General features: G+C 60.3%; 22 protein-coding genes. 6 read left to right on the forward strand and 16 right to left on the reverse strand.

All coding sequences use genetic code 11. The features are described from left to right. Positions 1 to 4: 4 nt before the first annotated feature. From J1D76_RS11625 to yaaA, 16 genes are all read right to left on the reverse strand, one after another. Positions 5 to 403, reverse strand: coding sequence for a DUF4440 domain-containing protein (locus J1D76_RS11625; protein ID WP_421138455.1), 399 nt, complete (start codon positions 401 to 403; stop codon positions 5 to 7). Between the two features lie 135 nt (positions 404 to 538). Further along, a complete protein-coding gene (locus tag J1D76_RS11630) occupies positions 539 to 1,363 on the reverse strand; it encodes an SDR family oxidoreductase (RefSeq protein ID WP_421138456.1) in 825 nt (274 codons plus the stop codon). 32 nt (positions 1,364 to 1,395) lie between these two features. Then, a complete protein-coding gene (locus J1D76_RS11635) occupies positions 1,396 to 1,860 on the reverse strand; it encodes a multidrug transporter (RefSeq protein ID WP_421138513.1) in 465 nt (154 codons plus the stop codon). Positions 1,861 to 2,123: 263 nt separating this feature from the next. After that, positions 2,124 to 3,575: a mannose-1-phosphate guanylyltransferase/mannose-6-phosphate isomerase gene (locus tag J1D76_RS11640; protein ID WP_421138457.1), complete on the reverse strand. Its 1,452-nt coding sequence runs from the start codon at positions 3,573 to 3,575 to the stop codon at positions 2,124 to 2,126. A 190-nt stretch (positions 3,576 to 3,765) separates the two neighbouring features. Beyond that, a complete protein-coding gene (locus J1D76_RS11645) occupies positions 3,766 to 4,422 on the reverse strand; it encodes an alginate O-acetyltransferase AlgF (protein WP_421138458.1) in 657 nt (218 codons plus the stop codon). A gap of 14 nt (positions 4,423 to 4,436) precedes the next feature. Continuing rightward, positions 4,437 to 5,612, reverse strand: a complete 1,176-nt coding sequence (locus J1D76_RS11650; protein WP_421138459.1) for an alginate O-acetyltransferase — start codon at positions 5,610 to 5,612, stop codon at positions 4,437 to 4,439. A gap of 11 nt (positions 5,613 to 5,623) precedes the next feature. Then, positions 5,624 to 7,189, reverse strand: a complete 1,566-nt coding sequence (locus J1D76_RS11655) for an MBOAT family O-acyltransferase (RefSeq protein ID WP_421138460.1) — start codon at positions 7,187 to 7,189, stop codon at positions 5,624 to 5,626. A gap of 400 nt (positions 7,190 to 7,589) precedes the next feature. Continuing rightward, on the reverse strand, positions 7,590 to 8,714 hold the full coding sequence (locus tag J1D76_RS11660; RefSeq protein WP_421138461.1) for a mannuronate-specific alginate lyase: 1,125 nt from the start codon (positions 8,712 to 8,714) through the stop codon (positions 7,590 to 7,592). 8 nt (positions 8,715 to 8,722) lie between these two features. Beyond that, on the reverse strand, positions 8,723 to 10,174 hold the full coding sequence (locus tag J1D76_RS11665) for an alginate O-acetyltransferase (protein WP_421138462.1): 1,452 nt from the start codon (positions 10,172 to 10,174) through the stop codon (positions 8,723 to 8,725). A 10-nt stretch (positions 10,175 to 10,184) separates the two neighbouring features. Next, entirely contained in the window at positions 10,185 to 11,774 is a 1,590-nt protein-coding gene (gene algG, locus J1D76_RS11670) for a mannuronan 5-epimerase AlgG (RefSeq protein WP_421138463.1), read from the reverse strand. 26 nt (positions 11,775 to 11,800) lie between these two features. Continuing rightward, a complete protein-coding gene (locus J1D76_RS11675) occupies positions 11,801 to 13,282 on the reverse strand; it encodes an alginate export family protein (protein WP_421138464.1) in 1,482 nt (493 codons plus the stop codon). Next, positions 13,279 to 14,784, reverse strand: coding sequence for an alginate biosynthesis TPR repeat lipoprotein AlgK (gene algK, locus J1D76_RS11680; RefSeq protein WP_421138465.1), 1,506 nt, complete (start codon positions 14,782 to 14,784; stop codon positions 13,279 to 13,281). The genes J1D76_RS11675 and algK overlap by 4 nt, the downstream gene beginning before the upstream one ends. Before the next feature lie 15 nt (positions 14,785 to 14,799). Next, a complete protein-coding gene (locus J1D76_RS11685) occupies positions 14,800 to 15,969 on the reverse strand; it encodes a PilZ domain-containing protein (protein WP_421138466.1) in 1,170 nt (389 codons plus the stop codon). A gap of 36 nt (positions 15,970 to 16,005) precedes the next feature. Then, a complete protein-coding gene (gene alg8 / locus J1D76_RS11690) occupies positions 16,006 to 17,487 on the reverse strand; it encodes a mannuronan synthase (protein WP_421138467.1) in 1,482 nt (493 codons plus the stop codon). A gap of 179 nt (positions 17,488 to 17,666) precedes the next feature. Further along, positions 17,667 to 18,983 carry a nucleotide sugar dehydrogenase gene (locus J1D76_RS11695; RefSeq protein WP_421138468.1) on the reverse strand — a complete coding sequence of 439 codons (1,317 nt, stop codon included), beginning with the start codon at positions 18,981 to 18,983 and terminating at the stop codon, positions 17,667 to 17,669. An 812-nt stretch (positions 18,984 to 19,795) separates the two neighbouring features. Then, the gene (gene yaaA, locus J1D76_RS11700) at positions 19,796 to 20,575 is read right to left on the reverse strand and encodes a peroxide stress protein YaaA (protein WP_421138469.1); all 780 of its coding nucleotides are present in this window, start codon (positions 20,573 to 20,575) and stop codon (positions 19,796 to 19,798) included. Positions 20,576 to 20,824: 249 nt separating this feature from the next. Between yaaA and J1D76_RS11705 the strand changes: the two genes are divergently transcribed. The 6 genes from J1D76_RS11705 (at position 20,825) to J1D76_RS11730 (ending at position 26,147) form a co-directional block, all read left to right on the forward strand. Further along, positions 20,825 to 21,949 (forward strand): polysaccharide deacetylase family protein, encoded by a 1,125-nt coding sequence (locus J1D76_RS11705; protein WP_421138470.1) that lies wholly within the window; start codon positions 20,825 to 20,827, stop codon positions 21,947 to 21,949. Between the two features lie 337 nt (positions 21,950 to 22,286). Next, positions 22,287 to 23,681 carry a PhoH family protein gene (locus J1D76_RS11710; RefSeq protein WP_421138471.1) on the forward strand — a complete coding sequence of 465 codons (1,395 nt, stop codon included), beginning with the start codon at positions 22,287 to 22,289 and terminating at the stop codon, positions 23,679 to 23,681. 231 nt (positions 23,682 to 23,912) lie between these two features. Then, on the forward strand, positions 23,913 to 24,386 hold the full coding sequence (moaC, locus tag J1D76_RS11715) for a cyclic pyranopterin monophosphate synthase MoaC (protein WP_421138472.1): 474 nt from the start codon (positions 23,913 to 23,915) through the stop codon (positions 24,384 to 24,386). Then, positions 24,383 to 24,625, forward strand: coding sequence for a molybdopterin converting factor subunit 1 (gene moaD / locus J1D76_RS11720; protein WP_421138473.1), 243 nt, complete (start codon positions 24,383 to 24,385; stop codon positions 24,623 to 24,625). The genes moaC and moaD overlap by 4 nt, the downstream gene beginning before the upstream one ends. Before the next feature lie 3 nt (positions 24,626 to 24,628). Next, positions 24,629 to 25,081, forward strand: a complete 453-nt coding sequence (gene moaE, locus J1D76_RS11725) for a molybdopterin synthase catalytic subunit MoaE (protein WP_421138474.1) — start codon at positions 24,629 to 24,631, stop codon at positions 25,079 to 25,081. A gap of 289 nt (positions 25,082 to 25,370) precedes the next feature. Beyond that, complete coding sequence (locus tag J1D76_RS11730; protein WP_421138475.1) at positions 25,371 to 26,147, forward strand: ABC transporter substrate-binding protein; 777 nt, start codon at positions 25,371 to 25,373, stop codon at positions 26,145 to 26,147. Positions 26,148 to 26,233: the final 86 nt, after the last annotated feature.

A 26,233-nucleotide genomic window follows, 5' to 3' on the forward strand; every position in this document is an offset into this window, starting at 1 on the left:
AGGTTCACCCCTTGCAAAACGTCTCATGCAAATGCCGCCAGATCACGCGGCCATCCGTCTGTTTTTCGAACACGACGGTGGAGCGGCGATCCGAGTGCAACCCGGTGGCATCGGTCTGTTGCTCGCGATAACTGACGGTCGCACCACCGTCGTACAGCGCAATGCCGCGCAACTCGCTGAGTTCTATACGAAAACCGAGTTTCTTGCCGCCCGCCAGCGTGAACAACTCGTTCAGCGCAGCAAAATCCAGCAGCCGGCCCAATGGCGAGACCATGGAGAACTGCGGCGAGAATCGCGTCAGCAGTTGTTCCAGTTCAGACGCGTCGCGTTCCTCGGCCAGCCATTGTTCGATGGCTACGTGGGCTTGGATCACTTCGTCGAAGTATTCGGTGTAGTCGGTCATTGTTGTTTCCTGGGATTCTGTGGTGTTCGTTCAGACGCCTTCGCGGGCAAGCCCGCTCCTACAGGATTAACGACCATTCACAATCTGCGCATGACCTGTAGGAGCGAGCCTGCTCGCGAAGGTGTCGACTCGGTGTCAGAGAGGCCCGCGCAACCCGAACCGCTTCATCAACCCGGCCTCCAACAAGCCTTTGGGCAACAACCCAGCCAACAGCGGCAACGCTCGACTGCCGTTGCCCAGACGAATCAGGCGCGGCGGCTTGTCCTGCTGCGCAGCCTTGAGCAATCCGGCCGCAAACTCATTGGCTGGCGTCGGCTTGTCCTGGGATGCTCGGGCCCGTGCGCGTATGCCTTCGCGCAATGGGAACCACGGTGATTGCTCACTGATCAACTGCTCGGCTTCATGGCCGGCATTCTTGGCAAAACTCGAAGCGATGGCCCCCGGCTGGACTTCCATGACCCGCACGCCGAACGGCGCCAGTTCCATGCGCAAGGCATCGCTCAAGGCATGCACGGCGGCTTTCGAGGCGCAGTAGGCACCGGCGAAGGGCGTGACCAGAACACCGGACACGCTGCCGATATTCACCACCAGGCCTTTGGTCCGACGCAGCACCGGGAACATTGCCCGGGTCACGCCGACGATGGAAAACACGTTGGTTTCGAATTGACGCTGCATGGCCGGCACGCCGCCGTCGAGCAATGGCCCCATGGCGCCATACCCGGCGTTGTTGATCAGCACATCGAGGCCGCCGGTTTGCTGGTTGATTCGCTCGCTCAACGCGTCGAGTGCCGGCCCGTCATTCACGTCCAGTTGCACGGCGGTGAAACCCGCTGCAGCCAGTGCCGCGACATCGTCGGCCTTGCGGGCACTGGCCCAGACTTCATAACCGGCAACCTTGAACGCATCGGCAAGGGCGCGGCCAATGCCACTGGAACAACCGGTAATCAACGCAACGGGCATGGCGCATTCCTTGTGCAAAAAAGGGGGAAGGCTTAATCGGAAAAACTACCCTGCAATCGCTCGGCGCGAAACTCGAGGGTTTCCGGGCGGTAGCCAGGGCGCAGCGGCGGCAGCGGCAAGCAATCTTCCCAATTGCCACCGGCCTGCAACTCGCCGGGGCCGCGATAGCGCGGGGCGGTGTATTGATTGTCGGCCAGGTTCACCGTATCGCCCGGCGCATAGGCGGCAATCCGCCAGCGCAACTCCGTCAGCGGCACGTCATTGCCGTTGTTCAGCGTCAGTTTCAACGGACGGTCGGCCGGGCAGTCGCTGGGCGCATAGCTCAGGCGCAGCTCCAGGCGTTGCAGTTGCTTGAGCTCGCGGTGATCCATCCAGATGACCCAGGTGGCAACAATCCCCAGCCCCACGGCGGCGGCCAGGGAAACCGGCAAGGCCTTGGCCGGGTAGCGCAGCAACAGGATCAGCCAGGTGAGGACCAGCAGGGCGCCGATGAACATGACGTGAGTCTCGGGAACAGAGAGGCTCATCCTACCTAAGCGTGGGGGAGGTTGGCGATGGGCGGATTGTTATGGTGCCTGTGTCGGCCTCTTCGCTGGCAAGCCAGCTCCCACAGTGATTGCAGGTGTTCACAGGATATGTGTTCACAGCGCAAACCTTTGGGAGCTGGGGCAATACGAAAGCCTGAAAAAAAGCCCCCACCCAATTCACTGCGGATAGGGGACGCAGTGGACTGGATGAGGGCTTGTCTTTTACCGCAGGCTTACTGTGCGATGGTTTTCACCGAAACCCCACGCTCAATCGGCGTCGACCTCCCGTAAATATCTTCAAACCGCTCGATATCGTCTTCACCCAGATAGCTGCCCGATTGCACCTCGATTATCTCCAACGGGATCTTCCCCGGATTACGCAGGCGATGCACCGAGGCGATCGGAATGTAGGTCGACTGGTTTTCGGTCAACAGGAACACGTTCTCGTCGCAGGTCACTTCGGCGGTGCCGCTGACCACGATCCAGTGTTCGGCGCGGTGGTGGTGCATCTGCAGGGACAGGCAGGCGCCCGGCTTGACCGAGATGTGCTTGACCTGGAAGCGGCCGCCCATGTCCACCGAGTCGTAGGAGCCCCACGGGCGGTAGACTTCGCAGTGGTTCTGGGTTTCGCTGCGGCCCTGTTCGTTGAGGGTGTTGACCATCTGTTTGACGCCTTGGACCTTGTCCTTGTGGGCGATCATCATGGCGTCCTTGGTTTCGACCACGACGATGTTTTCCAGGCCGATCACCGACACCAGTTTGCCGTTGCCGTGGATCATGCAATTGCGGCTGTCCTGGATCACCACGTCGCCTTTGCTGACGTTGCCGTTGGCGTCTTTCTCATTGACTTCCCACAGCGACGACCAGCAACCGACATCGCTCCAGCCCGCGGTCAGCGGCACGACACAGGCGCGTTGGGTTTTTTCCATCACCGAGTAGTCGATGGAATTGTCCGGGCAGCAGGCGAAGGTGGCTTCGTCGAAGGTGATGGTGTCGACGTCTTGCTGGCTGCGTTCGAGGGTCAGCAGGCAGGTGTCGTAGATGTCCGGGTCGTGCTTTTTCAGCTCTTCGAGGAAGCGGCTGGCGCGGAACAGGAACATGCCGCTGTTCCAGAAATAACCGCCGGACTGCACGTACTCGGTGGCGCGTTTCACATCGGGTTTTTCCACGAAGTGCGAGACACGGCTGACGCCTTCGGGCAGCAGCGAGTCGTTGGTCGACTTGATGTAGCCGTAACCGGTTTCCGGTTTGGTGGCCGGCACGCCGAACAACACCATCTCGCCGTTTTCGGCGGCAACCGTGGCCAAGGCCAGGGCGCGTTGCAGGGCTTTCTGGTCTTCCAGTACGTGGTCGGCCGGCAGCACCAGCATCAGTTCGTCGCGACCTTCGTTGACCAGCATCATCGCGGTCAGGGCTACGGCCGGCGCGGTGTTGCGACCGAACGGTTCCATCAGGATGCGCTGGGTTTCCAGTTTGCGGGCGCTCAGTTGTTCGTTGACGATGAACCGATGGTCCTTGTTGCAGACCACGATCGGCGTGTCCATGCCTTCGAACACCAGGCGTTCCAGGGTTTGCTGGAACAGGGTGTGTTCGCCGGTCAGGGCCAGGAACTGTTTAGGGAATTGCTTACGGGAAAGCGGCCAAAGACGTGAGCCGCTACCACCTGACAAGATCACCGGAATCATGTTGTTTCTCCTTGAAAATCGTTGGTTAGAGCTACGAACGTTGTGTCGTTTCACTCTTGTTTTTGTTTCGTGCCCGAATGGCTGGCGCTGTGCTTTTTGTAGGAGCCGGCTTGCCGGCGAAGGGGGCCTTGAGGGCGCCTTCGCAGGCAAGCCAGCTCCTACAGGGGGCGGTCAACCTTCGGAAAATTGATTAGCGCGTCGATACCGGGCGTTTCACCCAGACCGGCGACAGGCTGTTGCCGCTGCCGGTGACGTACAGCACCGCGGCTTCACCGCGTTCCAGGGCGACCGGTTTCACGTCGCCGACTTTGGTGGCGCCGTCATACAGCGCCAGGCTGACTTTCACCGGATTGATTTCACGTTCGCCACGGCCCTTGGCGGCCACGTTTGGCACCACATCGGTCTTGCCGTCGGCGGTCTTCAGGGTCAGCGATTTGTCGCTGAGGTTCTGCACGCGCACCAAGGACTTCTGCTTGTTCTTGAACGGCGGCTCTTCGATCAATTGCGGTGCACCGCTGGCGTTGTTGACCAGCGTGTAATAGTGGTCGCCGGCCAGTTTCACTGGCAGGGACTGGCTGCCGACCTTGGCGCTGTAGTCGCCGCCCGGCATGAAGCTGAAGTCACTGCTCGACAGCGGCGCGACATCGCTCAGGTTGGTGCTGCCGACGGTGGCGCTGACTTCGCTGTTGCTGGCATTGTAGATGCGCACGAAGGTCGAGCCTTTCGGTGCGGTCGGGCCGTACAGGGCGGCGTCGCCACCGGCGAAGGCTTGCATCGACAGCACGCTGAGGCCGGCAACCAGGGCAAAGGTCTTGGCGAGACTTTGATACGTAGTAGTGAAAGTCATGGTGTACCTCTCTTTCAGTTTTGCGCCCGGTCGGGCGTCTCGGATTTAGTGTTTGCGGCTACGTTTTGTTGGCGGGCGCCGGCTTGTTTAAGCTCTGCGACCCACTGCGGGTCGGCGTCGCCGATTTCGTTGTTCACAGGCAGATAACGTTCAGGAAACTCCCAGATCAGCACCTGTGGCGGGCTGTTCTTGAAAGCATCGCTCTTGAGGTAGCTGAGCATCGGCAGGATCGGGCCGTGGCCGTCTTCGGCGTAATTGACCACGTCGCTGTGCAGCGCTTGTTTCAGTGCACCGACGAAGTTCCAGTTGGGGTTGGCGCTGTAGCTGGTGCCAATCAGGGCCACCGGCACTTCGGTGTTAGCGAACAGCGCGTCGTCGCCGGCCGGCTGTTCGTCTGCTGCCACGGTGTTGCGCTTTTGCAGGGGCTCCTGCGCGGGCATCAGGTTTTCGAACAGCGGGTCCAGCGGCAGGAACAGGCGCAGGTCGCCCTTGTGCGTGACGTTCCCCGCAGGCTCGGTGACGAAGTTTTGCGGTTCGCCGCTCAGCGGGAATTTGTCGGCAATGGTCTTGGCCAAGCGGTTAGCGGCGATCTCGGCACCTTGCGGGGTCCAGTGGGTATCGGTGCGCAGGAACACTTGCTGGCCGTCCTGCTTGGCCTGTTGCAGCGGGCCGAGCAGGTCGGGCGCCGGAATCCGGTCGGCGGCCAGGCGCTGGTGGAAGTCCTGGTAGAGGTTGGCGTGGATGCTCGCCGGTTTCACCTCAGCGAGATGCTCCGGGTACAGCCGTACTTTGGCCGGCACCACTGCCATCACCAGTTGCACGCCTTTGGCTTTCAAGGTCTGGCGCACGCCTTCGACCAGCGCGTAGTTGCCTTGCAGGTTCAGCTCTTCGTTGACCACCGGGTGGAATTCTTCATCGCTGTACAACCACTGGTCGCGACCGAGCACCACGCCCGGACGGCCTTCGTTGAACAGTTTGAAATCCAGCGCGGCCCAAAGGTTGGTGCCCAGGCGCTTGATCGGGAACTCGTCGTCGTAGTGCGTTTCCACGGCCTTGGTCCAGCGACCGTTGAGCACCGTCGCGTCGGCGTTGGTGCTGAAGCCGAAGAAGCTGCGCACCGACCAAAGACCGAGCACCAGCAGGGTCACCAGGAACAACGCGATGTAGACGATGCGTAATGAGCGGGTCATGGTCAGATCCCTCAGAACTGGAAGTAAAGGAACGGCGAGAAGCTTTGCGCCGAGAGTTTGAGAATCGAGGCGATGAACAGCAGCAGCACCAGTGCACGCATCACGTAGCGCGACCAGTCAGCGGTCCAGTAGGCCGGTTGTACCTGGGCGTCGACGCCTGCGGTGTAGCCAGGCTGGTGGATGCTCGATGGGTTATCCCCAGGCACGGCCTTGATGGTTCCCGGTGTGGCAGCGGCCGGGCCGTCGGCATCGACGTTCACCGCAGGCTTGGTCTTGACCGGTGGCTGGTTGGTGTAGAAGTCGCGGATACCGAAGAAGGCCAGGGTCACGTACGCCACGATCAGGGTCGCCACTTGCAGGCCGGTGAGGTTGGCCTGGTTGAGTTCCGACAGCGACCAGTCACCGAAGCTGAACATCGCACCGTACATGCGGCCGGCGACGTGCAGGTTTTCTGCGCGGAAGATTACCCAGCCCATCACCACCAGCAGGAAGGTCATCGCCCAGCGGATCGGGTTGATGCTGCGTGGCGAAGTGTTCAGGCCCAGCGCTTTTTCAATCGCCAGCCACATGCCGTGCCACGCGCCCCAGACGATGTACGTGATGTTCGCGCCGTGCCACAGGCCACCGAGCAGCATGGTCAGGAACAGATTGCGATAGGTCATCAGCGTGCCTTTGCGGTTGCCGCCGAGGGTGATGTACAGGTAGTCCCGCAACCAGGTCGACAGGCTGATGTGCCAGCGACGCCAGAACTCGGTGATCGACTGGCTGATGTACGGCTGCTTGAAGTTTTCCATGAAACGAAAACCCATCATCAAGCCCAGGCCGATGGCCATGTCGCTGTAACCGGAGAAGTCGAAATACAGTTGCGCGGTGTAGGCCAGCGCACCAAGCCAGGCGTCGCCCGTCGTCGGGTTTTGCAGGGCGAAGCAATGGTCGGCGACCACCGCCAGGGTGTCGGCGATAAAGACTTTCTTGATGAAACCCTGCATGAACCGGGTGCAGCCCTCGGAGAATTTATCGAGGGTGTGGGTGCGGTTGTTGAACTGGTCGGCCAGGTCACGGAAGCGCAACACGGGGCCGGCGATCAGGTGCGGGAAGATCGCCACGAACGCCGCGAAGTCGATCAGGTTGCGGGTCGCCGGGGTGTCGCCACGGTAGACGTCGATGATGTAGCTGATGGACTCGAAGATGTAGAACGAGATCCCGATCGGCAGCAACACGTGGGTCAGGATGAACGGCTCAAGGCCGACCGAGGTCATCATCGCGTTGACGCTGTCGACGCCGAAGTTGGCGTACTTGAAATAGCCGAGGATGCACAGGTCGACCGCCACGCCGAGCAGCAGCCAGCGCTGTGCCGGTTTGGTTTTCACCCCGGCGGCACCGACTTTCAGGCCGATCCAGTAGTTCCACAGCGTGACGCCGGCGAACAGCGCGAGGAAGTCCACGCGCCACCAGGCGTAGAACACGTAGCTGGCAATCAGCAGCAGCAGATTGCGATAGCGTTGCCCGCTCAGGTAGTACAAGCCGAGAAAGATCGGCAAGAACAAAAACAGGAACACGTTGGACGAAAAAACCATCCCGATCTCTCCTTGTTTGATGTGTAGGAGCTGGCTTGCCAGCGAAGGCGGTGTGTCAGAGACGCCGTGTCAAGCCATTCGCCGGCAAGCCGGCTCCTACAGCTCTAATCCAGGGCCAACGGCCCCCCCAAACCCCCCATGAAAAACCCGGGAGATGTCTTGCATTCAAAACCACCACAAACCCTGTAGGAGCTGGCTTGCCAGCGAAGGCGGTGTGTCAGGTACACCGCGGTGTGCCATTCGCCGGCAAGCCGGCTCCTACAGGGTTGCGGTGTGTCAGGTACACCGCGGTGTGCCATTCGCCGGCAAGCCGGCTCCTACAGGGTTGCGGTGTGTCAGGTACATCGCGCCATACCTTTCACCGGTAGGGTTTTGGTGCACCGCATTGCATCGTTCGCTGCTAAGACCCCTTGCTGCCCTTTTCATTGGCCGGGTCGTAGACCTTGGTCAGGTCACCGCCCAGGCGGAAGGTCTTGAACGGTTGCATCTTGTGCTTCTTCTCCAGTACATCGGGCGCGCAGGTGTAGAGCGTGCAGAACGGTTCGAGCCAGGCGAATTTCATGTCCTCCTTCAGGTCGGTCATGTCCTGTTCCTTGCCGTTCTTCTTCTCGAATTCATCCGGGTCTTTCACCCCGGACAACACGCGATCACCCAAGCGCTTGAGTGCACCATTGTTTTCCTGGCGCAGGTCCACGCCGTTGACCTGGGCGAAACTGGCGATCATCGCCAGCGGTGGCAGGGCGTAGTTGTGGTAGGCCAAGGCCCGTTGCTGACGCTTGAGTTCGTTGGGCAAATAGCCGTCGGCGTCGACCTGGTTGGCGCCGACCTTGTATTCCTTCACGGCCCAATCAAACAGGTCGCGACGGTTGGTAGCGATGGACGTGGCCATCACCGACCAGGCCGCCCAGTACGAGTGGTTGTTGGTCTTGTCCAGCGGCAGGTTGTCCCAGTCGCTGACCACCTGATCGGCCATCTTGCTGAACCAGGCTTCGATCAACTGCGCTTGCTGCTGATGGGTGGCCAGCGGATGGGAGTCAGAAAACTTCAGGCGGATGTACGCCGACGCCATGCTGCCCAAGGCCCATTTGCGCATCGACTTGCCGGTGTGGTTGAAGTCCTTGGACATCAGCGCGTCGGCCTGGGCCCACGCCGTCAACCAGTTCAACGTGCATTCCAGTTGTTCCGGGCGACCGTCGCGCATGAACTGCATCACGCGCTTGCTGGTGCCGCGCTCGATCTTGGTGATGTCGGCGGTGCTGTCGCGGAAGGCTTTTTCCGACTGCACGTTCAGGGTCGCGCGGGCCTTGTCCGAGCCTTCGTACTTGCTGCGAAATTGCAACGAGCCGGTATACGGCGCCGGCATCGCATCGCAGCCTTCGCTGGTGTCGCCGCTCTTGAATTTATCCACAGGCGCAAAATAGCCCTGGGGTGGACGCAGTGGCGCCGCTGCTTGCGTGGCCCCGGCGAACATCGCCAGGCCCAGCAGTGTCGGTGCCAACAGTTGGGACAGTTTCGGATTTCGCATGGCAGACCTCATTGCCCCACCGAAGCAGTACGCTGCTCGGCACTCGGGAATACGTTGCGTTTGCAGATTTTCGCTTCGACTTTCTGCGGTGCGGCACCCGGCTGTTCCGGGCCCTGGACTTCAACGGCCAGCAGGTTTTGCGAGGCCCAGTCTTCGTCGGTGCGCAACTCGAAAGCGAAACGCCCGTCAGTCTCGGAGGTTTCCGGTTTTTCGATCTTGATGTCCTCGTGGCGCCCGTTCATGTACCAGAGGGTGGCGTGCAAGGTTTTCACCGAGGTGTCGGCGAAGCGGATGTCGACCTGGTGGCTGCTGTTTTGCAGGTCCATGTTCTTGCTGTTGACCAGCAGTTCGTTTTTGCCGGGCTTGAGTGTGGAACTGGCAGACATTTGCGCGTCCTTGCCTTCGCAACCGTTGTCCAGCAACGCCATCATCTGGCGGTAGATGGTTTCCTGGTCGAGGCGGTACAGCGGCGAGAATTCCCAGATGAGGATCTTCGGTGGTTTCTTCTGGAATTCTTCGCTGCCCAGGTACTGCAACATCGAACCTTCCAGGCCGCCGCCGGGGAACGCCACGTTGAGGATGTCGGCGCCGATGGCCTCTTCGAGGAAACCGGCGAAGTTGTAGTTCTTGCCGCTGTGGGACGTACCGACGAGGGTGATTTGCGGGTTGCCGGAATCGCCGAACAAGTCGCCATCGCCAGCCTCGCCTTTGGGCTCGGTGGTGAATTGATCCATGTACTGGATCGCGTAGCTGGTGCCACAGAGTTGACCGGCCATGTTGTGCAATGTTCCGGTCTTGCCCATGCGACCGGACTTGTGGGTCTCGAATTCGCGCTTGGGAATGTCGGCGAATTCAGGCAATTGCTTGACCTTCTCGGCGACGATTTTCGCTGTGCGCTGGGCGCCGTACGGGGTCCAGTGCTGGTCGCCGCGGAAGTAGAAATCGTGGGCGGGCAGGGTGTCGGGCAACGACTCGTTGGTCAGCGGCGACAGGTCCGGCACCACGTAGCCCATCTGCGCGAAACGGCCGAGCATGGTCTTGTAGTTCTTCAGTGCCTTGTCGAAATCGAAGCTGGCCTTCTCCGCCGGGTTGAGCTTGTTGCGGTTCACCAGGCCTCGGGTTGGTTGGTACACGACAACCAGTTCCACGCCTTTGCTCTTGAACGCATCGTGCAGTTGCTTCATGCGCTTGTAGCCGGCGGGCGTGGTGTCGAATTCGGTGCGCAAATCTTCCTGCGTACGGAACAACCAATCGCCCTGGGCCTGCACCAGCGTGGTGAAGTTCTGCTGGTAGCGGGTGGTGTAGTTCTTCGCGTCGTGGGCGGCCGGGCACAGGTTGCAGCATGGCTCTGCGGTGAAGCTTGGCGCTTTGACTTCGTCGGCGCGAACACCGCCGCTGGCCGCGAGGATGCCGGCGGTCAGGGCCGACAGGCTGAGTAATTTGATCAAGTGTGGGTGCATAAAATTATCCTCAGTCCTGCATTTCGGTCTGGCGTTCGACAGGGTCGATCAGCACGGCTTTCTGCTGGCGCACCAGCAGGTCGAGAATTTCATCCTGGCGATCGCCAAGGATCCCGGTGAAGCTGATGCCACTGGATTTGGTCGGCGCGAGCATCGACACGCGGTACAACTCGACGCTCAGCGGCGAGTCGATGGACAACGGCCCGCTGCCATTGGCCGCCAGTTCACCGCCGACCACGATCAGCGACACCTGGGCATCAAACGGGTCGAGCTTGATGTTGCGGTCGGTGTTGCTCAGGTCCTTGATGTGGCCGTAGACGCCGGTCAGGCCGTTGGCCATGGCGACGTTTTCGTACAGGCGAATGTTCACGCTGTTACGAATGCGGATGCCGTGGCGACGGTTGCTCAGCACGCGGTTGCCCCACAGCAGGTTGTCGGCGCTCTCGTAGAGGGTGATGCCGTCGGTGTGGTTCTGGTAGATCTCGTTGTGGGCGATCAGGTTGTTCACGCTGTTACGGTCGATCACCAGCCCCGAGAGGTGGTTGTCGTAGCTGCGGTTGTTGAAGATGAAGCTGTCGTTGACCTCACGGGAAATGATGATCCCGTGCTTCTTCTTGGTCCCGTGCACGGTGTTGTCGGCAATGATCAGCCCGTGGGAACGGTCGTGCGGGTCGATGCCGTAGACGATGTTGTCTTTGTAGGTGTTGCCCTTGACCACGAAGTCGCGGGTTTCATAGCAATAGAAGCCGTACCACATGTCCGAGAACTCGGAACCGACGATCCAGCCGGTCGGCTCGGGACGCTTGAGCACCTTGGCCATGTTCGGCGTGTACTGGGAAATACTTACGCCGTAGGACTTACTATTGGCGTAGCCGAAACTGGCGATCTTGCTGTTGGCGATGTAGGTCTCGGTGCCACCCCAGGACAGCAGGAACGGACGGAATTCCTTCGGCGAATTGAACGTCGCCGGGCCATTGTCCTTCTCGCGCCAGCCGGTGATCTTGGTGTCACGCACGAACAACTGGCCGTCGTTGACCAGGAACGAACCGCCCTCCTGGGACAGGCGCAGTTCCTGGGTCTGCTTGTCGATTTCGAGGATGCCGTGACGACCGACCACGATCGGCAACCGCGCCAGGAACACACCCGGCGAAGTTTCGCTGAAGTACTGCTTGGGGACTTTCTTCGCCAGGTCCTTGAGGTTCATGTAGCCGTCGTCGAGGAAGATCGCCTGGGGGATGCCGTGCTGGCGCACCACCCATTCGGCCATCTTGTTGTCGCCGCCGATGAAATCCTTCAGGGCGTCTTCCTGCATCATCCGGCGCAGGCTGATCTTGCCCGGTTTGGTGCGCACGATCTTCGCCGCGATGGCCTGCGCGGTGTAGCCGGAGATGTCCGGCAGTTTCGGCGTGGCCAGTTCCAGTGGCGCGGTCGGTGCGCTGCTGACGGTGTAGGTCTTGGCCTGCTGCAGCTCCTTGGCCATGGTTGCCGGGCGCGGCGGTTTGGCAGGCGCTGCGGGCTCCACAGTTGCGAAGGCGACCGAGCTTGCCAGCAACATCGCGCCGGCCAGCACGGTCAGCGAACCACGCTTGGAATTGTTCATGTCGGGCACTCCCTTCGCGGTTTGCATCAGAAGCGCCAGATCACGTCGATGAACGCGCGGTGCATGTACGAATCGACTTGCTTGCCATAGGCATCGCCCGGCTTGAACACACCGCCACGAAAACGCACCAGGGCCGAAGGCTCGTCGATCGACTGGCTCAACGCCGCCGGCAACAGGCCTTGCTTGAAGTACTTGGTCACCACCAGGTCCATCTCCTGACCCATGTCTTTCTCGCCATCGTTCAGGGGCAGGGAGGTGCTGGAGAGGATTGCGCCGGTGACGTCGTCGGTGTTGTTCTCGACGGCGTTGATGCCGTTGCTGCCGACCGGCTTGTTGCCGTCGACTCGCCAGAATTTGTGGTAGATCAGGCTGGCGTCGTATTCGTCGTTGAGCATCCACGAACCGAACAGGGTGGCGGTTTGCAGGTTGTTCATTTCGCCACGGAACGCTTCGCCGAAACGGTGCACACGCGAGCGGGTGCCGGTGAAGTTCGAGCGGTTGCTTTCCAGTCCGTTCTGTTCGTACTCGGCACTGGCGCGGGCATACGCGGCGCCGACTTGCCATTGCGGATCGAGGCGCAGGCGCACACCAACATCGGTGGCCCAGCCGTTGAGGTCATCGCCGCGCTTGGCTTCGGTCGGACGCGTGCCATCGGCATTCAGCGGGTTGACCGTGTCGGTATCGCCGCGCATGCCAGTGATGCTGCCCCAGTAATTGACCGTGTTGGTGTTGCGCCAGTTGTAGGCGTCGCTGTCGGCGGTCAGGCCGATCCAGCTGATATCACCGTTCTGTTTCTTGTCCAGCGAATCGCTCGCCACACCTGGTTCGGGGTAGTCGAGCTTGCCGTTGTCGTGGGTGTGGTGGCCGCGAATGCCGACCCACTGGCCCGGTGTCCACTGGTAGGCGGCATCGGCGTAGGCGTGCAGGCGATCCTTGTCCTTGGGCGACAGTTCCTTGAGGTCGGTGCGGTACTCGCTGAAGCGTTCGGCGATACCCGCGTTGGCGCGCAACAGGGTGGTGTCGAAGGTCCAGTTCAGGGCTTCGATGTTGGTGTCGCGCCATTGGCCGTCGTCATTGCGCAGGCGCTGGCGACCGAGCTTGAGGATCTCGCCGGGGTAGGGCGTGAAGCCGCTGTAGCCGACCCAGAACTCGCGCATGGCCAGGTAGTTTTTCTTGGTCTGGCGGTCGTTGTTGTCGGTGTTCTCGGCGCCATCGGATTGTTGCAGGGTGTCGGTCTCGATAATGTCGGTAGACGTCACCGCCTGACCCATGGCGTAGGCGCTCCAGGCACCACTTTCACCGTAGATCCACGGACGCAGGTCGAGGCCCACGCCGTTGACGTCGCCACCGGGGGCGGTGCCGAGGTCGCGGTCGTCTTCGGACTGACCGGTGATCTTCACTTCCAGACCGAAGTTCTTGGTTTCGGTGATCGCCGCCAGTGTCGGGCACGACCAGATGAGCGCGAAAGTCAGGCCAATACCGGCCTTGACGAATGGATTCAACTTCATAGGGTTTCCTCGCCGTCTTCTTCTTGCAGGGCGTTCAGTTCCGGCGTGTTCTGGCTCAAGGTGCCGCGTACGGCCTGTTCCTGTTTCAACAGGCGTTGGGCCTCGGCCAGCCGGTCAGGCGGCAATTGCGTTTGAATGGTTTGTGCAAGCTCGGTGGCCTGCGGGGTGTTCTGGGCCAGGGCCAATTGGCTGAACACATAGGCGTTGAGCGGATCAGGCCGGGTGCCCTTGCCTTGGGAGAACAACTGGGCGATGGCGAAGTCGGCGCTGTTCTGGCCGTTGCGTGCAGCGGTCAGCAGGTGGTCGAGGGCTTTCTGTGGATAGACCTTGCCCAGGTAGCCACGGCGATAGATCTGGCCGAGGTAGTAATCGGCGGCGACTTCGCGGCCGACGGCTTTCTGGAAATGTTCTTCGGCGACCTTGGCATCGGCCGGCACCAATTTGCCTTCGTAATAGAGCTTGCCCAGCAACAATTCGGCGCGCGGTTGGTCGGCGGCGCGGCCGTTGTCCAGGTACTTCATCATCTGGTCGACGTCGCCCAGTTCGGGGAAGTCGTAGAGCAACTGGGCGAGGGTGACCCACGACGCCGGGTAGCCCGGTGCGATCGGTTCGAGCAGCGACTGCGCGGTTTTCTCGTCGGTCTTGCCCAGAGTGGCATCGGCCAGTACGCGGGCGACACTGTCGACGCGTTGCGCGGACACCGTGCCGCGAGCGTGGGCCGCTTGCAGCTGCTTGATCAGCGCGGCCTGTTGCTCCGGCTTGGCTTGTTTCTGATAGACCGTGGCCAGTTCGACGTAGCAAATGTCGTTGGCATTGAGCGCAGCCTTGCAGATCTTTTCCACGTCATCCAGGTGCTGATCGTAGGTGCCCTGGGTGCGGTAGAGCAGCACCTGCGCCAGGCCGGCCTCCGGTTTGTTCTCGGCGCGCCATTGGCTGATCTGCTGCTGGGCATTCACGTTGGGAAAGCTGTGCGGGTATTGCAGGTACAGCATGGCCAGCGGAATCAGCGTGTTGCCTTCGCCATTGGCCGCGGCTTTTTTCAGCAGGGTTTCGGCTTCGTGCTGCTCGGCCTCGGTAGAACCGGGCTTGGCCACCAGCAAGCGCCCGAGGCGTGCCTGGGCACGCGGCGAAACATCGGCCGCGGCGCGATAGGTCGCCTCGGCCTGTTTCATCTGCGCCGGGTCGCGGCTGTCGACCTGGATGTCGGCCAGACCGACTTGCGCTTCGCTGTAGCCCAGGTCGGCCAATTGCCGATAGTTCTGCGCAGCGGTGGCGGTGTCGCCACGTTTGAGCGCTTCGTTGGCCAGGCGCTGGTCGGGCAGGCCGGCGCAACCGGCCAGACTGATTGCCAAGGCCAGCGAACACACCACATGCCCTCTGTAGGAGCTGGCTTGCCAGCGATTCGCTTGACGCGGTTCGTCAGAAACACCGCAGTGATCCCATCGCGGGCAAGCCCGCTCCCACAGGATTCGCGGCGTTTTCAACAGACTGATAATGGTCACAGGCATGTCCTCGACTTAAAGACCGGCAGCCATGGCTTTGTCGATCAGCCAGTTCAGGTTCGGGCCACGGTCGCTGTTGACTTCCACCGGGCGGCCGGCGAGGGAGCTGTCCAGGGTTTCGTCGGGCTGGATCAGCACGCGGATGTCGGAAGACAGGTCGGCGCTTTTCAGGCTGGTGCTGCTGACGATCTTGCCGGTGCGGGTCTGGTCTTCGCCGGCGATCTGGAAGCGCACCGAAGTACCTGGGCGCACGTCGCCGAACTGGCGATAGGAGAAGCGTGCTTCAACGTTGGCTTCGCTGCCCCGCGGGACCAGTTGGAAGATCACGTCGCCCTTGCTGGCGTACTGACCGTTGGCGACCATCTGCTGGCCCACGATGCAATCGCATGGCGAGGTCAGGGTGCCGGTCATCTGTTTGCCGAACAGTTCTTCAACCTTGGCCGGTTGCAATTGGTCTTCGTCCAGATGGCCCTTGAGCACGTCGAGCATGCTGGTGCTGAAGGTCGCCAGCGGAGCGCCTTTGGCGGCGATGCCGTCGGCTTTCACCAGGCTCTGCACAGTGCCGTCGCGGGGCATGGTGATGTTCACGCCCGGCACGCTGACCAGACCGGCCTGGGCATGGCTGACGAAGTACATGCCGTACACCGATTTGAAAACAAAACCGAACGCGGCCAAGCCAACCACGAAAATCCCGAGGCTGAAGGTCACGGCTTTCAGGCGACCGAATGCGGTCATGCCATGGCCACCGTCCTTGACCTTGCGCGCCTTGGTGAAGTTGTCGCGCTGCAGGGTCGCCAGCACTTCACCCATGCTGACGATGTCGCCGGCCAGGTGCGAGGTGATCAGGTGACGCAGGGTCGAGATGTCTTGCGGCTCGAGGTTCTGGAACTGGCAACCGGCGCGACCGGTCTGGCGATCGAACGAGCGGATCTGCAACTCGACGTCCATGGCCAGGCCAAGGTTGTCGATGACGAATTGCAGGCGAGCCTTGTACACGTCGCCCATCTTCAGCGGCAATTGACCGGCGTTGAACGCCAGGCCACCGGCGGACAGGTCGATCACCCGGGCTTCGACTGGCGTCCGGTCGGGGCCGAAGAAACGCAGCTTGGCCGGTATTTTCACACGGGCGTGTTGGCGCTGGGCTTCGGATTCATGCACTACGTTGGCGTTGACGGCGGTATTCATAGGGGCGGTTTCCTGGTTAATTCAAAAAAGGGGCGGTCAGACCATCAACAGCAGCACGGCGACAAAAATGCTGCCGGCAGAGAAGGTCATGGTCCGAGACGACCAGGTGTTGAACCAACGTTGAAAGCTGGCGAGATCACGGGTCAGGGAAGTGGGCTGGCGAGTCCAGGACTGTTGGTCGAGGCGGAAAAACACGTAGATCTTCACCAGCGCACCGACGATCTGGTTGTAATAGAGAATCGCAGGGTAGGCCGGGCCGATCCGGTGTCCGGAGCAGGACAGCAGCACGGTCAGGATCAGGCGGGTAATGCCGATCCACAGCAGGTACACCAGGATGAACGCGGTGCCGTATTTGAAGCTGGCGATCATCGCGACGGTCAGGCCGAGCAAGGATGTCCACATCGACACGCGCTGGTCGAACAGCACCACCGAGGTGAATGCACCGAGGCGTTTGATCCCCAGGCCCAGGGCGCGGGAGTTCTGGCGCAGGTTGTTGCCGTACCAGCGGAACATCAGTTTGCGACTGGCCTTGATGAAGCTCTTTTCCGGCGGGTGCTCCACGGTATGGATCGCCGCATCGGGCACGTAGAAGGTGTCGTAGCCCAGGCGCATCAGGCTGAACCAGCTCGACTTGTCGTCACCGGTGAGGAACTTGAAGCGGCCCAGGCGCCAGTGTTGCAGCGAGTCGCTTTCGACGTCGGCGATGAAGTCCGGGTTGGTCACGACACTGGCGCGAAACACCGACATACGACCGGTCATGGTCAGCACGCGCTTGGACAGGGCCATCGAGCACATGTTGATGTGGCGCTGGGCGAAACGCAGCTTGTGCCATTCGCTCATGATGTAGCCGCCGCGCACTTCGCAGAATTCGTTGGTGGTCAGGCCGCCGACGTTGCCGAACAGTTGGAACCACGGCACGGTCTTGAGCACCACGCCTTCGGCGAGCACGGTGTCGCCATCGATCACGGCCACCACGGCGCGGTCATCCGGCAGGTGCCGGGAGATGGCGCGGAAGCCGTAGGCCAGGCCATCGCGCTTGCCGGTGCCGGGAATGCGCACGAAGTCGAGCTTGACCCGGGAGGGCGGATTCATGCGGTTCCACAGGCTTTTGACCAGCAGCTCATCGGACATTTCGACGATGGAGCAGACCACGGTGGTCGGCAGGCCGCAGTCGATGGCTTCGCGGATCACCGAGCTGTACACCTGCGCGGTGGTCAGGGCGTCGATGCGGAAACTGGTGACCATCAGGAACACGTGGGACGGGTCGGCCGCCTTGCCCAGCTTGCGCACTTTACGGCGCAGGTGCGGGTAGACGATGTACAGAAAAATCATGCCGCGCACAAAGTGCGTTGCACCCATCGAGTAGCGCCAGATACCCACGGCGCCAATCAGGAAAATGAAGTCCTTCGACTCGGCGTCGAACGTGGACACGGGCAACGCCATGGCGAGGCCCATCAGTAAACTCAAGTAGAACAGCCAACCGGCGGCCTGGAGTAGGCCGTGCTTTAGCCTGTGCATAATCTGCATCCGTCTCGATCTCGGGCGAGCCTGTGGGGTGGCCCGATGGGGTTAAGGCAGGCGTAAATGCCGAGGGTTGTGGCGTCTGGGGGGACGCCTTCGCTGGCAAGCCAGCTCCCACAGGTTTGCGTAGGAGCCGGCTTGCCGGCGAAGAGCGCAAAGCGCTCACACCCCGCCGATTACCAGCAGATGCCTTCGGTGCGGGCCGTTGCGTTGGTGGCCTTGGACATGAAGCCCACCAGGTCGATCACCTGCTTGCCGTGCGGAACGTCCTTCACCAGGGCGCGGAATTTCTCGTCACGGTTGCCGAGGATGATCACGTCGGAGTTGTTGATCACCGCGTCGAAGTCGGCATTGAGCAAGGACGAGACGTGCGGGATCTTCGACTCGATGTAGTCCTTGTTGGCACCATGAACGCGGGCGTACTCGACGTTGCTGTCGTAGATGCTCAGGTCATAGCCCTTGCCGATCAGCATTTCTGCCAGGTCCACCAGCGGGCTTTCGCGCAGGTCGTCGGTGCCGGCCTTGAAGCTCAAGCCGAGCAGGGCGACTTTGCGCTTGTCGTGGCTTTCGACGATGTCGAAGGCGTTCTGCACCTGGGATTCGTTGCTGCGCATCAGCGAGTTGAGCAACGGCGCTTCGACGTCCAGGGAACTGGCGCGGTAGGTCAGGGCACGCACGTCCTTTGGCAGGCACGAACCGCCGAAGGCGAAGCCCGGGCGCATGTAGTACTGGGACAGGTTGAGCGTCTTGTCCTGGCAGACCACGTCCATCACTTCGCGACCATCGACGCCGACGGCCTTGGCGATGTTGCCGATTTCGTTGGCGAAGGTGACCTTGGTGGCGTGCCACACGTTGCAGGTGTACTTGATCATTTCGGCCACGGCGATGTCCTTGCGGATGATCGGTGCGTCGAGCTCTTCGTACAGTGATTGCAGGACATCGCCCGAGGCTTTGTCGAATTCGCCGATGACGGTCATGGGCGGCAGGTCGTAGTCGGCGATGGCGGTGCTTTCGCGCAGGAACTCAGGGTTCACGGCCACGCCGAAATCGACACCGGCCTTCTTGCCGGAACAGTCTTCGAGGATCGGGATGACCACGTTGGCCACGGTGCCCGGCAGCACGGTGCTGCGCACGACGATGGTGTGACGGGTGGTCTTGTCACGCAGGACAAAACCGATTTCGCGGCACACGGCCTCGATGTAGTTCAGTTCCAGGTCGCCGTTTTTCTTGCTCGGCGTACCGACGCAGATCATCGACAGGTCGGTGTCGCGAATCGCCTCGGCGAAGTTGGTGGTGCCACGCAGACGACCGGTCTGGATGCCTTGGGCCAAGAGCTCGCCCAGGCCGGGTTCAACAATCGGCGAACGACCTGCATTGATCATATCGATCTTGTCTTTGGCTACATCGACGCCTACGACGTCATGGCCCCGTGCAGACAGGCAACCGGCACAGACTGCGCCAACGTAACCCAAACCAAAAATGCTGATGCGCATCGCAATTACCTCTCTGATATCAAGCTTGTATTCAAGCCATTAGATGGCCGGAGTTAATGGTGTTCAGCGGTGTTAGTGCACTCGCAAGTGCGTCTTACAGGCGCAACAATGCCGTGTGCTGGCATATAAGGTACGAGTGTCTAAATAAATGCACTCAAGGTGTGCGCAACTAGGCCTTGTTATTATGATTTGCCCTGTTATGCAGCCGATACACTTTTCAAGGGATGCCGGTGCAAAGGTCTTGCACGCTTGACGTCAGGCCGAAAGCCCGTGGGTCAAGCGGTTGGGTGCTCAGGCGAGCACGTTTATAGGGGCGCTGCCTTGGCCTTGTAGGGGATAGTCATGGCGCGTTATCTCCTGTCCCTTGGGTGTCGTCCAAATCAGCGATTAGTTAGCGCAAGTTAGTATTACAACTTCGCTACATGAATCGCTTATCTGCGTAAGTTATCTCGTACAGACTCGGCGAGAATCGTTACCGGTGGTATGAGCGGCGCGTTTTGACGAAGTTCCGGCCCGCCCATCGCGAAATCTGAAATTTCTTGAAATATTGAGAAAGATGGCACTGCTCTCATATTGATAGCACTTGCCGTTTCGCCCTTTATATATAGGCGGATAATTGGAAGGGATAGTTTTTTGCCACTACCGAGAATTTTTTTCAGTGCCACTACTGAAAAAAATGATCGAAGTCGAGTGAAACTAAAGTTAGAAAACGGGGCGATGTATTTTTGGCGTCATGAAAGTGACGAAAAGGCGGGAAAGTCTGAAGTGGGTCTATGGTCGGTGCACGAGGGCTCGTGCACCGTTTGGATGCGTCACTCTGAGGTGTGATCGCGCAGGAATACCAGGTTGTCCGGTTTCGACTGCTCGACGCTGTAGCGATAACCTTGCACGTCGAATTGCTTGAGGTCGGCGGGCTCGTTGATGCGTTCTTCAATGACGAAACGGCTCATCAGGCCGCGGGCCTTTTTCGCGTAGAAACTGATGATCTTGTACTGGCCGTTCTTCAGGTCCTTGAACTCGGTATTGATGATGCGTGCGTTAAGGGCGCTGCGCTTGACCGCCGAGAAATACTCGTTGGACGCCAGGTTGAGCAGCACGTCGTCGCCTTGATCGGCCAGGGCTTCATTCAGCCATTCGCTGATGCGCGTACCCCAGAAGGCATACAGATCCTTGCCCCGGGCGTTGGCCAGTTTGGTGCCCATTTCCAGGCGATAGGGCTGCATCAGGTCCAGCGGACGCAGCAGGCCGTACAGGCCCGAGAGCATGCGCAGGTGTTGTTGCGCGTAGTCGAAATCGGCTTCGCTGAGGGTTTGCGCATTCATGCCGGTGTACACATCGCCCTTGAAAGCGAGCAGCGCCTGCTTGGCGTTTTCCGGGGTGAACGCAGGGGTCCAGCTGCCGAAACGCGCGGCGTTGAGACCGCCGATCTTGTCGGAAACGTGCATCAGTTCGCTGATCTGCGCCGCAGACAGCTCACGCAGTTGCAGGATCAATTCCTGGGAATGGTCGAGGTACTGCGGCTGGGTAAAGCGCTGGGTCGCCGGCGGTGTTTCAAAGTCGAGGGTCTTGGCGGGTGAAATCACCATCAGCATGAAGTCGTCTCCTTTAATCGTGGCGGCGATTCTAGGGGGTTGTCGGCGTTGACTCCAGCTATCAGGGTCATAGGTGATCAGCGGTGGCCTCTGTAGGAGCGAGCCTGCTCGCGATGGTGTGTCAGTCGACACAGCGGTGCCTGACACTCCATCGCGAGCAGGCTCGCTCCTACAAGGGGCTGTGTTGCTGCAGGAGGTGTGTCTGGATCAGCTATAGTGCCGCGCGGGTTTTGTTATGGAGACATCCCATTGCGTATCGTTTTTCTCATCTCGATCTGGCTGTTGAGCGCCGTTGCCATCGCGGCGCCGGGCGATGTAGCGACGCTTGATCGCAGCACCTGGCCGGAAAAGCTCACCAACCCAACGCTGTTCGACGTGGCGTCGCGGGCCGAGATCCTCATGTTTTCAAGCGTCCTGCTGGCCAGCGAGTCGCTCGACGAACCGGCCCTGGCCCAGCGCCTGGGCCTGCGCACGATCAATCTGGAGTCGGTCAACCGGGTTCGCCAGCACCTGTGGCAACGCCTGCTGGACAACTACAACTTCGCCCAGCAGAGCTGCGACCAGGATGCCTCCTTCTGTTTCCTGGTCGAAGACATGCCGACCCTGCGCGAGGAAGCCGCCAAGTTCCAGGTCAGCGCCGACAGCTACTACATCAAGTGGGCCGAGCCGAGCCGGGTGTTTCATACCCAGTACCTGGACGAGCAGTTGCGCAAGGCCGCGCTGTTCCCGCAGGCCAGCAGTGAAGTCGATCGTTTTGGCGACTATGAGCGCACCGGCGACGAGATGCATGACCGGCTGTTCCTGCTGAGCTTCGACAGCGCCGCCAACGCCGCACCGGACAACACCGCGTGGGTCAGCGAGTACCTGCGCAAGTCGAACCTCGACGGCACGTTCTTTGTCCTCGGCAAGGACATTCAGGCCCGATTGGCCGAACATTCGGTGAGTCAGCTGCAAGCGACGTATTCGGCCCAGTGCATCGGTGTGCAAGGCTGGGAGTTTCGCTCCCACAGCCACTGGCAGGACTGGCAAGACTCGGTGCGCCGCAGCGCTGACCTGGTGAAAAGCAAACTGCCGGAAAACTACGTGCCGCTGTTCCGCCCGCCCGATGGCCAGCGTCGGGCTGACGCCGAAAGCTTCTTCAAGGTCCAGGGGTTGCAGGTGGCGTTATGGGACATCGACGCCCAGGATGGCGCCGGCAAACTCAAGGGCGAGCAGAGTGCGCAACGGGTGCTGACCCTGATGCTGCTGTGGCGGCACGGCGTGATCAATTTCAATGTGAAGCAGGATGCGGTGAAAACGTCGTTGCCATGGTTAGTCACGCAAACGGCGCCGGTCGGAATCGGCTGGGAGGAGTGTCAGGACGCGTTTCGCTGAAAACGGCCAAACCCCGTAAACATTGGGTTTTTGGCAATTTTTGAGGGGGATTCGTTGCAGGTTGACTTCCGACTGTAAACGGGTGATGGCGGTCCGCCAAGTGTTATTGGTCACTCTGAAAAATAAACTTCAAAAAAACGTCAAAGTGCTTTTTTCTGTCACACGTTTTGGAGTATTACGAAGACAGACCGCCGAAACCTGCAACACAGGTGGCGTCTTCCAAGACCCCGCTATGTAGGCAGGACACTTGAGTCCCCGCAGGTGTATTCGGCAGTCACTTCGAGGCGCAGCACCGCCAAGGTATTGCGTCGACTGGCTCCCACAAAGGTGACCGAGTATGGATGATCACGGACGTAGCTCTTCTTCCAACCAGCCAATCCTTTATGTACTCGATACCAACGTATTGATTCACGATCCAAACGCGCTGCTTAACTTCGAAGAACACCACGTCGCGATCCCGATGACCGTGCTTGAAGAGCTCGACAAGCTCAAGAGCGGGCATCACAGCGTTGCCGCCGAATGCCGCCAGGCCATCCGCCTGATCGACAAGACCCTGGGCGATGCCTCACCCGAGGACGTCGAGCAGGGCGTGCCGATCCAGCGAGGCAAGAGCGGGCCCAAGGGCTTGCTGTCAATTCTGATGAGCAAGCATGCCGAGCCGAACCTGATTCTGCCCGAGCACCTGAACGACAACAAAATCATCAACCAGCTGATCGACCTGCACGCACGCGACCCCAAGAAGCCCGTGGTGCTGGTGACCAAAGACATCAACATGCGCCTCAAGGCGCGCGCCTGCGGGATCGCGGCCGAAGACTACAGCACCGACCAACTGGTTGATGACGTGTCCTTGCTGCCCAATGGCTACCACAACATGACCGGCTCGTTCTGGGACCGCGTGAGCAAGGTCGAAACCCGTCAGGACCATGGCCGCACCTGGCACCAGGTGCAATTGATCGACAACTTGCCGGCAGTGCACATCAACGAATTCATTATTGATGAGCAGGGTTTTGTCGGCTGGATCAAGGAGATCGACGAAGACCGCTTGCTGATCCTCGACCTGCACCAGGAACCGCTGCTGCACCAGGAAGCCTGGGGCCTGAAACCGCGTGATATCTACCAAAGCCTGGCGCTGTATGCCTTGCTCGATCCGGACATCCACCTGGTCAACCTGTCGGGTGCCGCCGGTTCCGGTAAAACCATCCTGGCGCTGGCCGCTGCGATCGAGCAGACGATGGTCAGCAAACGCTATCGCCGCATCATCGCCACCCGCAGCGTGCAGGGCCTGGACCAGGAAATCGGCTTCCTGCCCGGCACCGAGGCGGAGAAAATGGAGCCCTGGCTGGGCGCCATCACCGACAACCTCGAAGCCTTGCACATGGACGACGAAAGCACCCACGGCAGCGTCGACTACATCCTCAGCAAAGTGCCGTTGCAGTTCAAATCCCTCAACTACATCCGGGGCCGCAGTTTCCAGCAAAGCCTGATTTTGATCGACGAATGCCAGAACCTCACGCCGCACCAGATGAAAACCATCATCACCCGTGCCGGCGCCGGTTCCAAAGTGGTGTGCCTGGGCAACCTGGCGCAGATCGACACCCCTTACCTGTCCGCGACCAGCTCCGGGCTGACCTACCTCACTGAACGCTTCAAGGACTTCCCGAACGGGGTGCACATCACCCTGCAAGGGGTGCCACGTTCGATCCTGGCCGAATACGCCGAAACGCATTTGTAATCGACTCATCGAAACCGGGCGGCCTTTACGGGTCGCCCGGTTTTTTTTTGCCGTACATATAACCCTGTAGGAGCCGGCTTGCCGGCGAAGGCTGCTTTGAGGCATGCATTGAATTCAAGGCCGTCTTCGCTGGCAAGCCAGCTCCTACAAGTTGTGGTGCGTCCGATAATCAGGCGTGCGAAAAATTGACCCGCAGGTTTACAATCGACGCTCCTGATCAGGAGTAATCCCGTGCTGACTCATCTCGATTCCCAAGGTCGCGCCAACATGGTCGACGTCACCGAAAAAGCCGTGACGTTCCGTGAGGCGACCGCCCAAGCGCTGGTGCGCATGCTGCCCGAAACCCTGCAGATGATCGTCAGCGGCGGCCACCCCAAGGGCGATGTGTTTGCCGTGGCGCGCATAGCCGGCATCCAGGCGGCGAAGAAAACCAGTGACCTGATTCCCTTGTGCCATCCGCTGATGCTGACCGGCGTCAAGGTCGAGATCAGTGCCGAAGGCGACAACACCGTGCGCATCGTGGCTCGCTGCAAACTGTCCGGGCAGACCGGCGTCGAGATGGAAGCGCTGACCGCCGCCAGCGTCGCCGCGCTGACCATCTACGACATGTGCAAGGCCGTGGACCGTGGCATGACCATCGAAAGCGTGCGCCTGCTGGAGAAGGTCGGTGGCAAGAGCGGGCATTTCCAGGCGGAACAGCCATGAACATCACAGTGAAGTTTTTCGCCCGTTATCGTGAAGCACTGGGTGTGGACTCGGTGAAGGTTGAAGGCAACTTCGCCACCGTCGACGACGTGCGAGCATTGTTGGCCCAGCGTGACGGAGCCGAGGTGTTGAGCGAGCAGAACCTGATGTGCGCCCGCAACGAAGACCTGTGCCAGCTCGACGAGCTGGTCAGCGACGGCGATGAAGTGGCGTTCTTCCCGACCGTGACCGGAGGCTGAGGCATGGCGATTCGCGTGCAGGCCACGGCGTTCGACCCGGGAGCCGAGGTCAACGCCATGCACGACGCCAATGTCGGTGTCGGTGCGGTGGTGAGTTTTGTGGGCTACGTGCGCGACTTCAATGACGGCCTCGATGTGGCCGGGATGTTCCTTGAGCACTACCCGGGCATGACTGAAAAAGCCTTGGGCAAGATCGCCGTCGAGGCCGAGCAGCGCTGGCCGCTGCTCAAGCTGGAAGTGTTGCATCGCATCGGCGCCCTGGAGCCGGGTGAGCCGATTGTCTTCGTCGGCGCCGCCAGCGCCCATCGTCAGGCGGCATTCGACGCCTGCGCCTTTGTCATGGACTACCTGAAAACCCGCGCGCCGTTCTGGAAGAAAGAAATCACCAGTGACGGACCGCGTTGGGTCGAGGGGCGTGACAGTGATCATGCGGCGGCGGATCGCTGGAAGCAGTAGTTTCAGTTGTGTCTCTGATTAACCCATCGCGAGCAGGCTCGCTCCTACAGTAGATCTGTGTTCACAGTTCAAATGTAGGAGCGAGCCTGCTCGCGATGGCGTCTTCTGCACCACAAAAAATCCTGCTGATTCTCCACCCGACCATTGGCCGGCACGGGCCACATTTGCCTGATTGACGGATAATACATAAAAGTCCAAGATGGAATTATAAGTACAAAAAAAGGCTCCCGCCCCGCTTCAGCTTTTTCTTCTGTCTTGCCAAACCAACAACAACCGCGAGAAAACGAACATGAAGAAGTTCCCCCTCATCACCGGTCTGGCCCTGAGCCTGTTGGCGTGCAGCGCTGTGTTCGCCGCCGAGAAAACCCTGCGCATCGGCATCGAAGCCGCCTACCCACCGTTCGCCTCGAAAACCGACAAAGGCGAAATCGTCGGTTTCGACTATGACATCGGCAATGCCCTGTGCGCACAGATGAAGACCAAGTGTGTGTGGGTCGAAGGTGAGTTCGACGGTCTGATTCCTTCCCTGAAGGTGAAGAAAATCGACATGGCGCTGTCGTCCATGACCATCAACGAGGACCGCAAGAAGTCGGTGGACTTCACCCACAAGTACTATTTCACCTCGTCGCGCCTGGTGATGAAGGACGGCGCGGTGGTGGATGACCAGTACGCGAGCCTCAAGGGCAAGACCGTCGGCGTGCAGCGCGCCACCACCACCGACCGTTATGCCACTGAGGTGTTCGAGCCCAAGGGCATCAACGTCAAGCGCTACAGCAACAACGAAGAAATCTACATGGACCTGGCAGCCGGTCGCCTCGATGCGATTTTTGCCGACACCATTCCGCTCAATGACTTCCTGTCGATGCCCCGTGGCCAGGGTTATGCCTTTGTCGGGCCGGAGCTGAAAGATCCGAAGTATGTGGGCGAAGGTGCCGGGATTGCGGTGCGCAAGGGCAATGCCGAGCTGGTCAGCGAGCTGAACACGGCCATTGATGGCATTCGTGCCAGTGGTGAGTACCAGAAGATTTCCGACAAGTACTTCAAGTCCGACATCTACGGCGACTGATAGTCCGCTTTCGCGAGCAAGCCCGCTCCCACACTTGATCTCCAAAAGACGAAGATCCAGTGTGGGAGCGGGCTTGCTCGCGAAGA

Source organism: Pseudomonas sp. NFX15, assembly GCF_049132105.1.
Taxonomy (GTDB): Bacteria; Pseudomonadota; Gammaproteobacteria; order Pseudomonadales; family Pseudomonadaceae; genus Aquipseudomonas.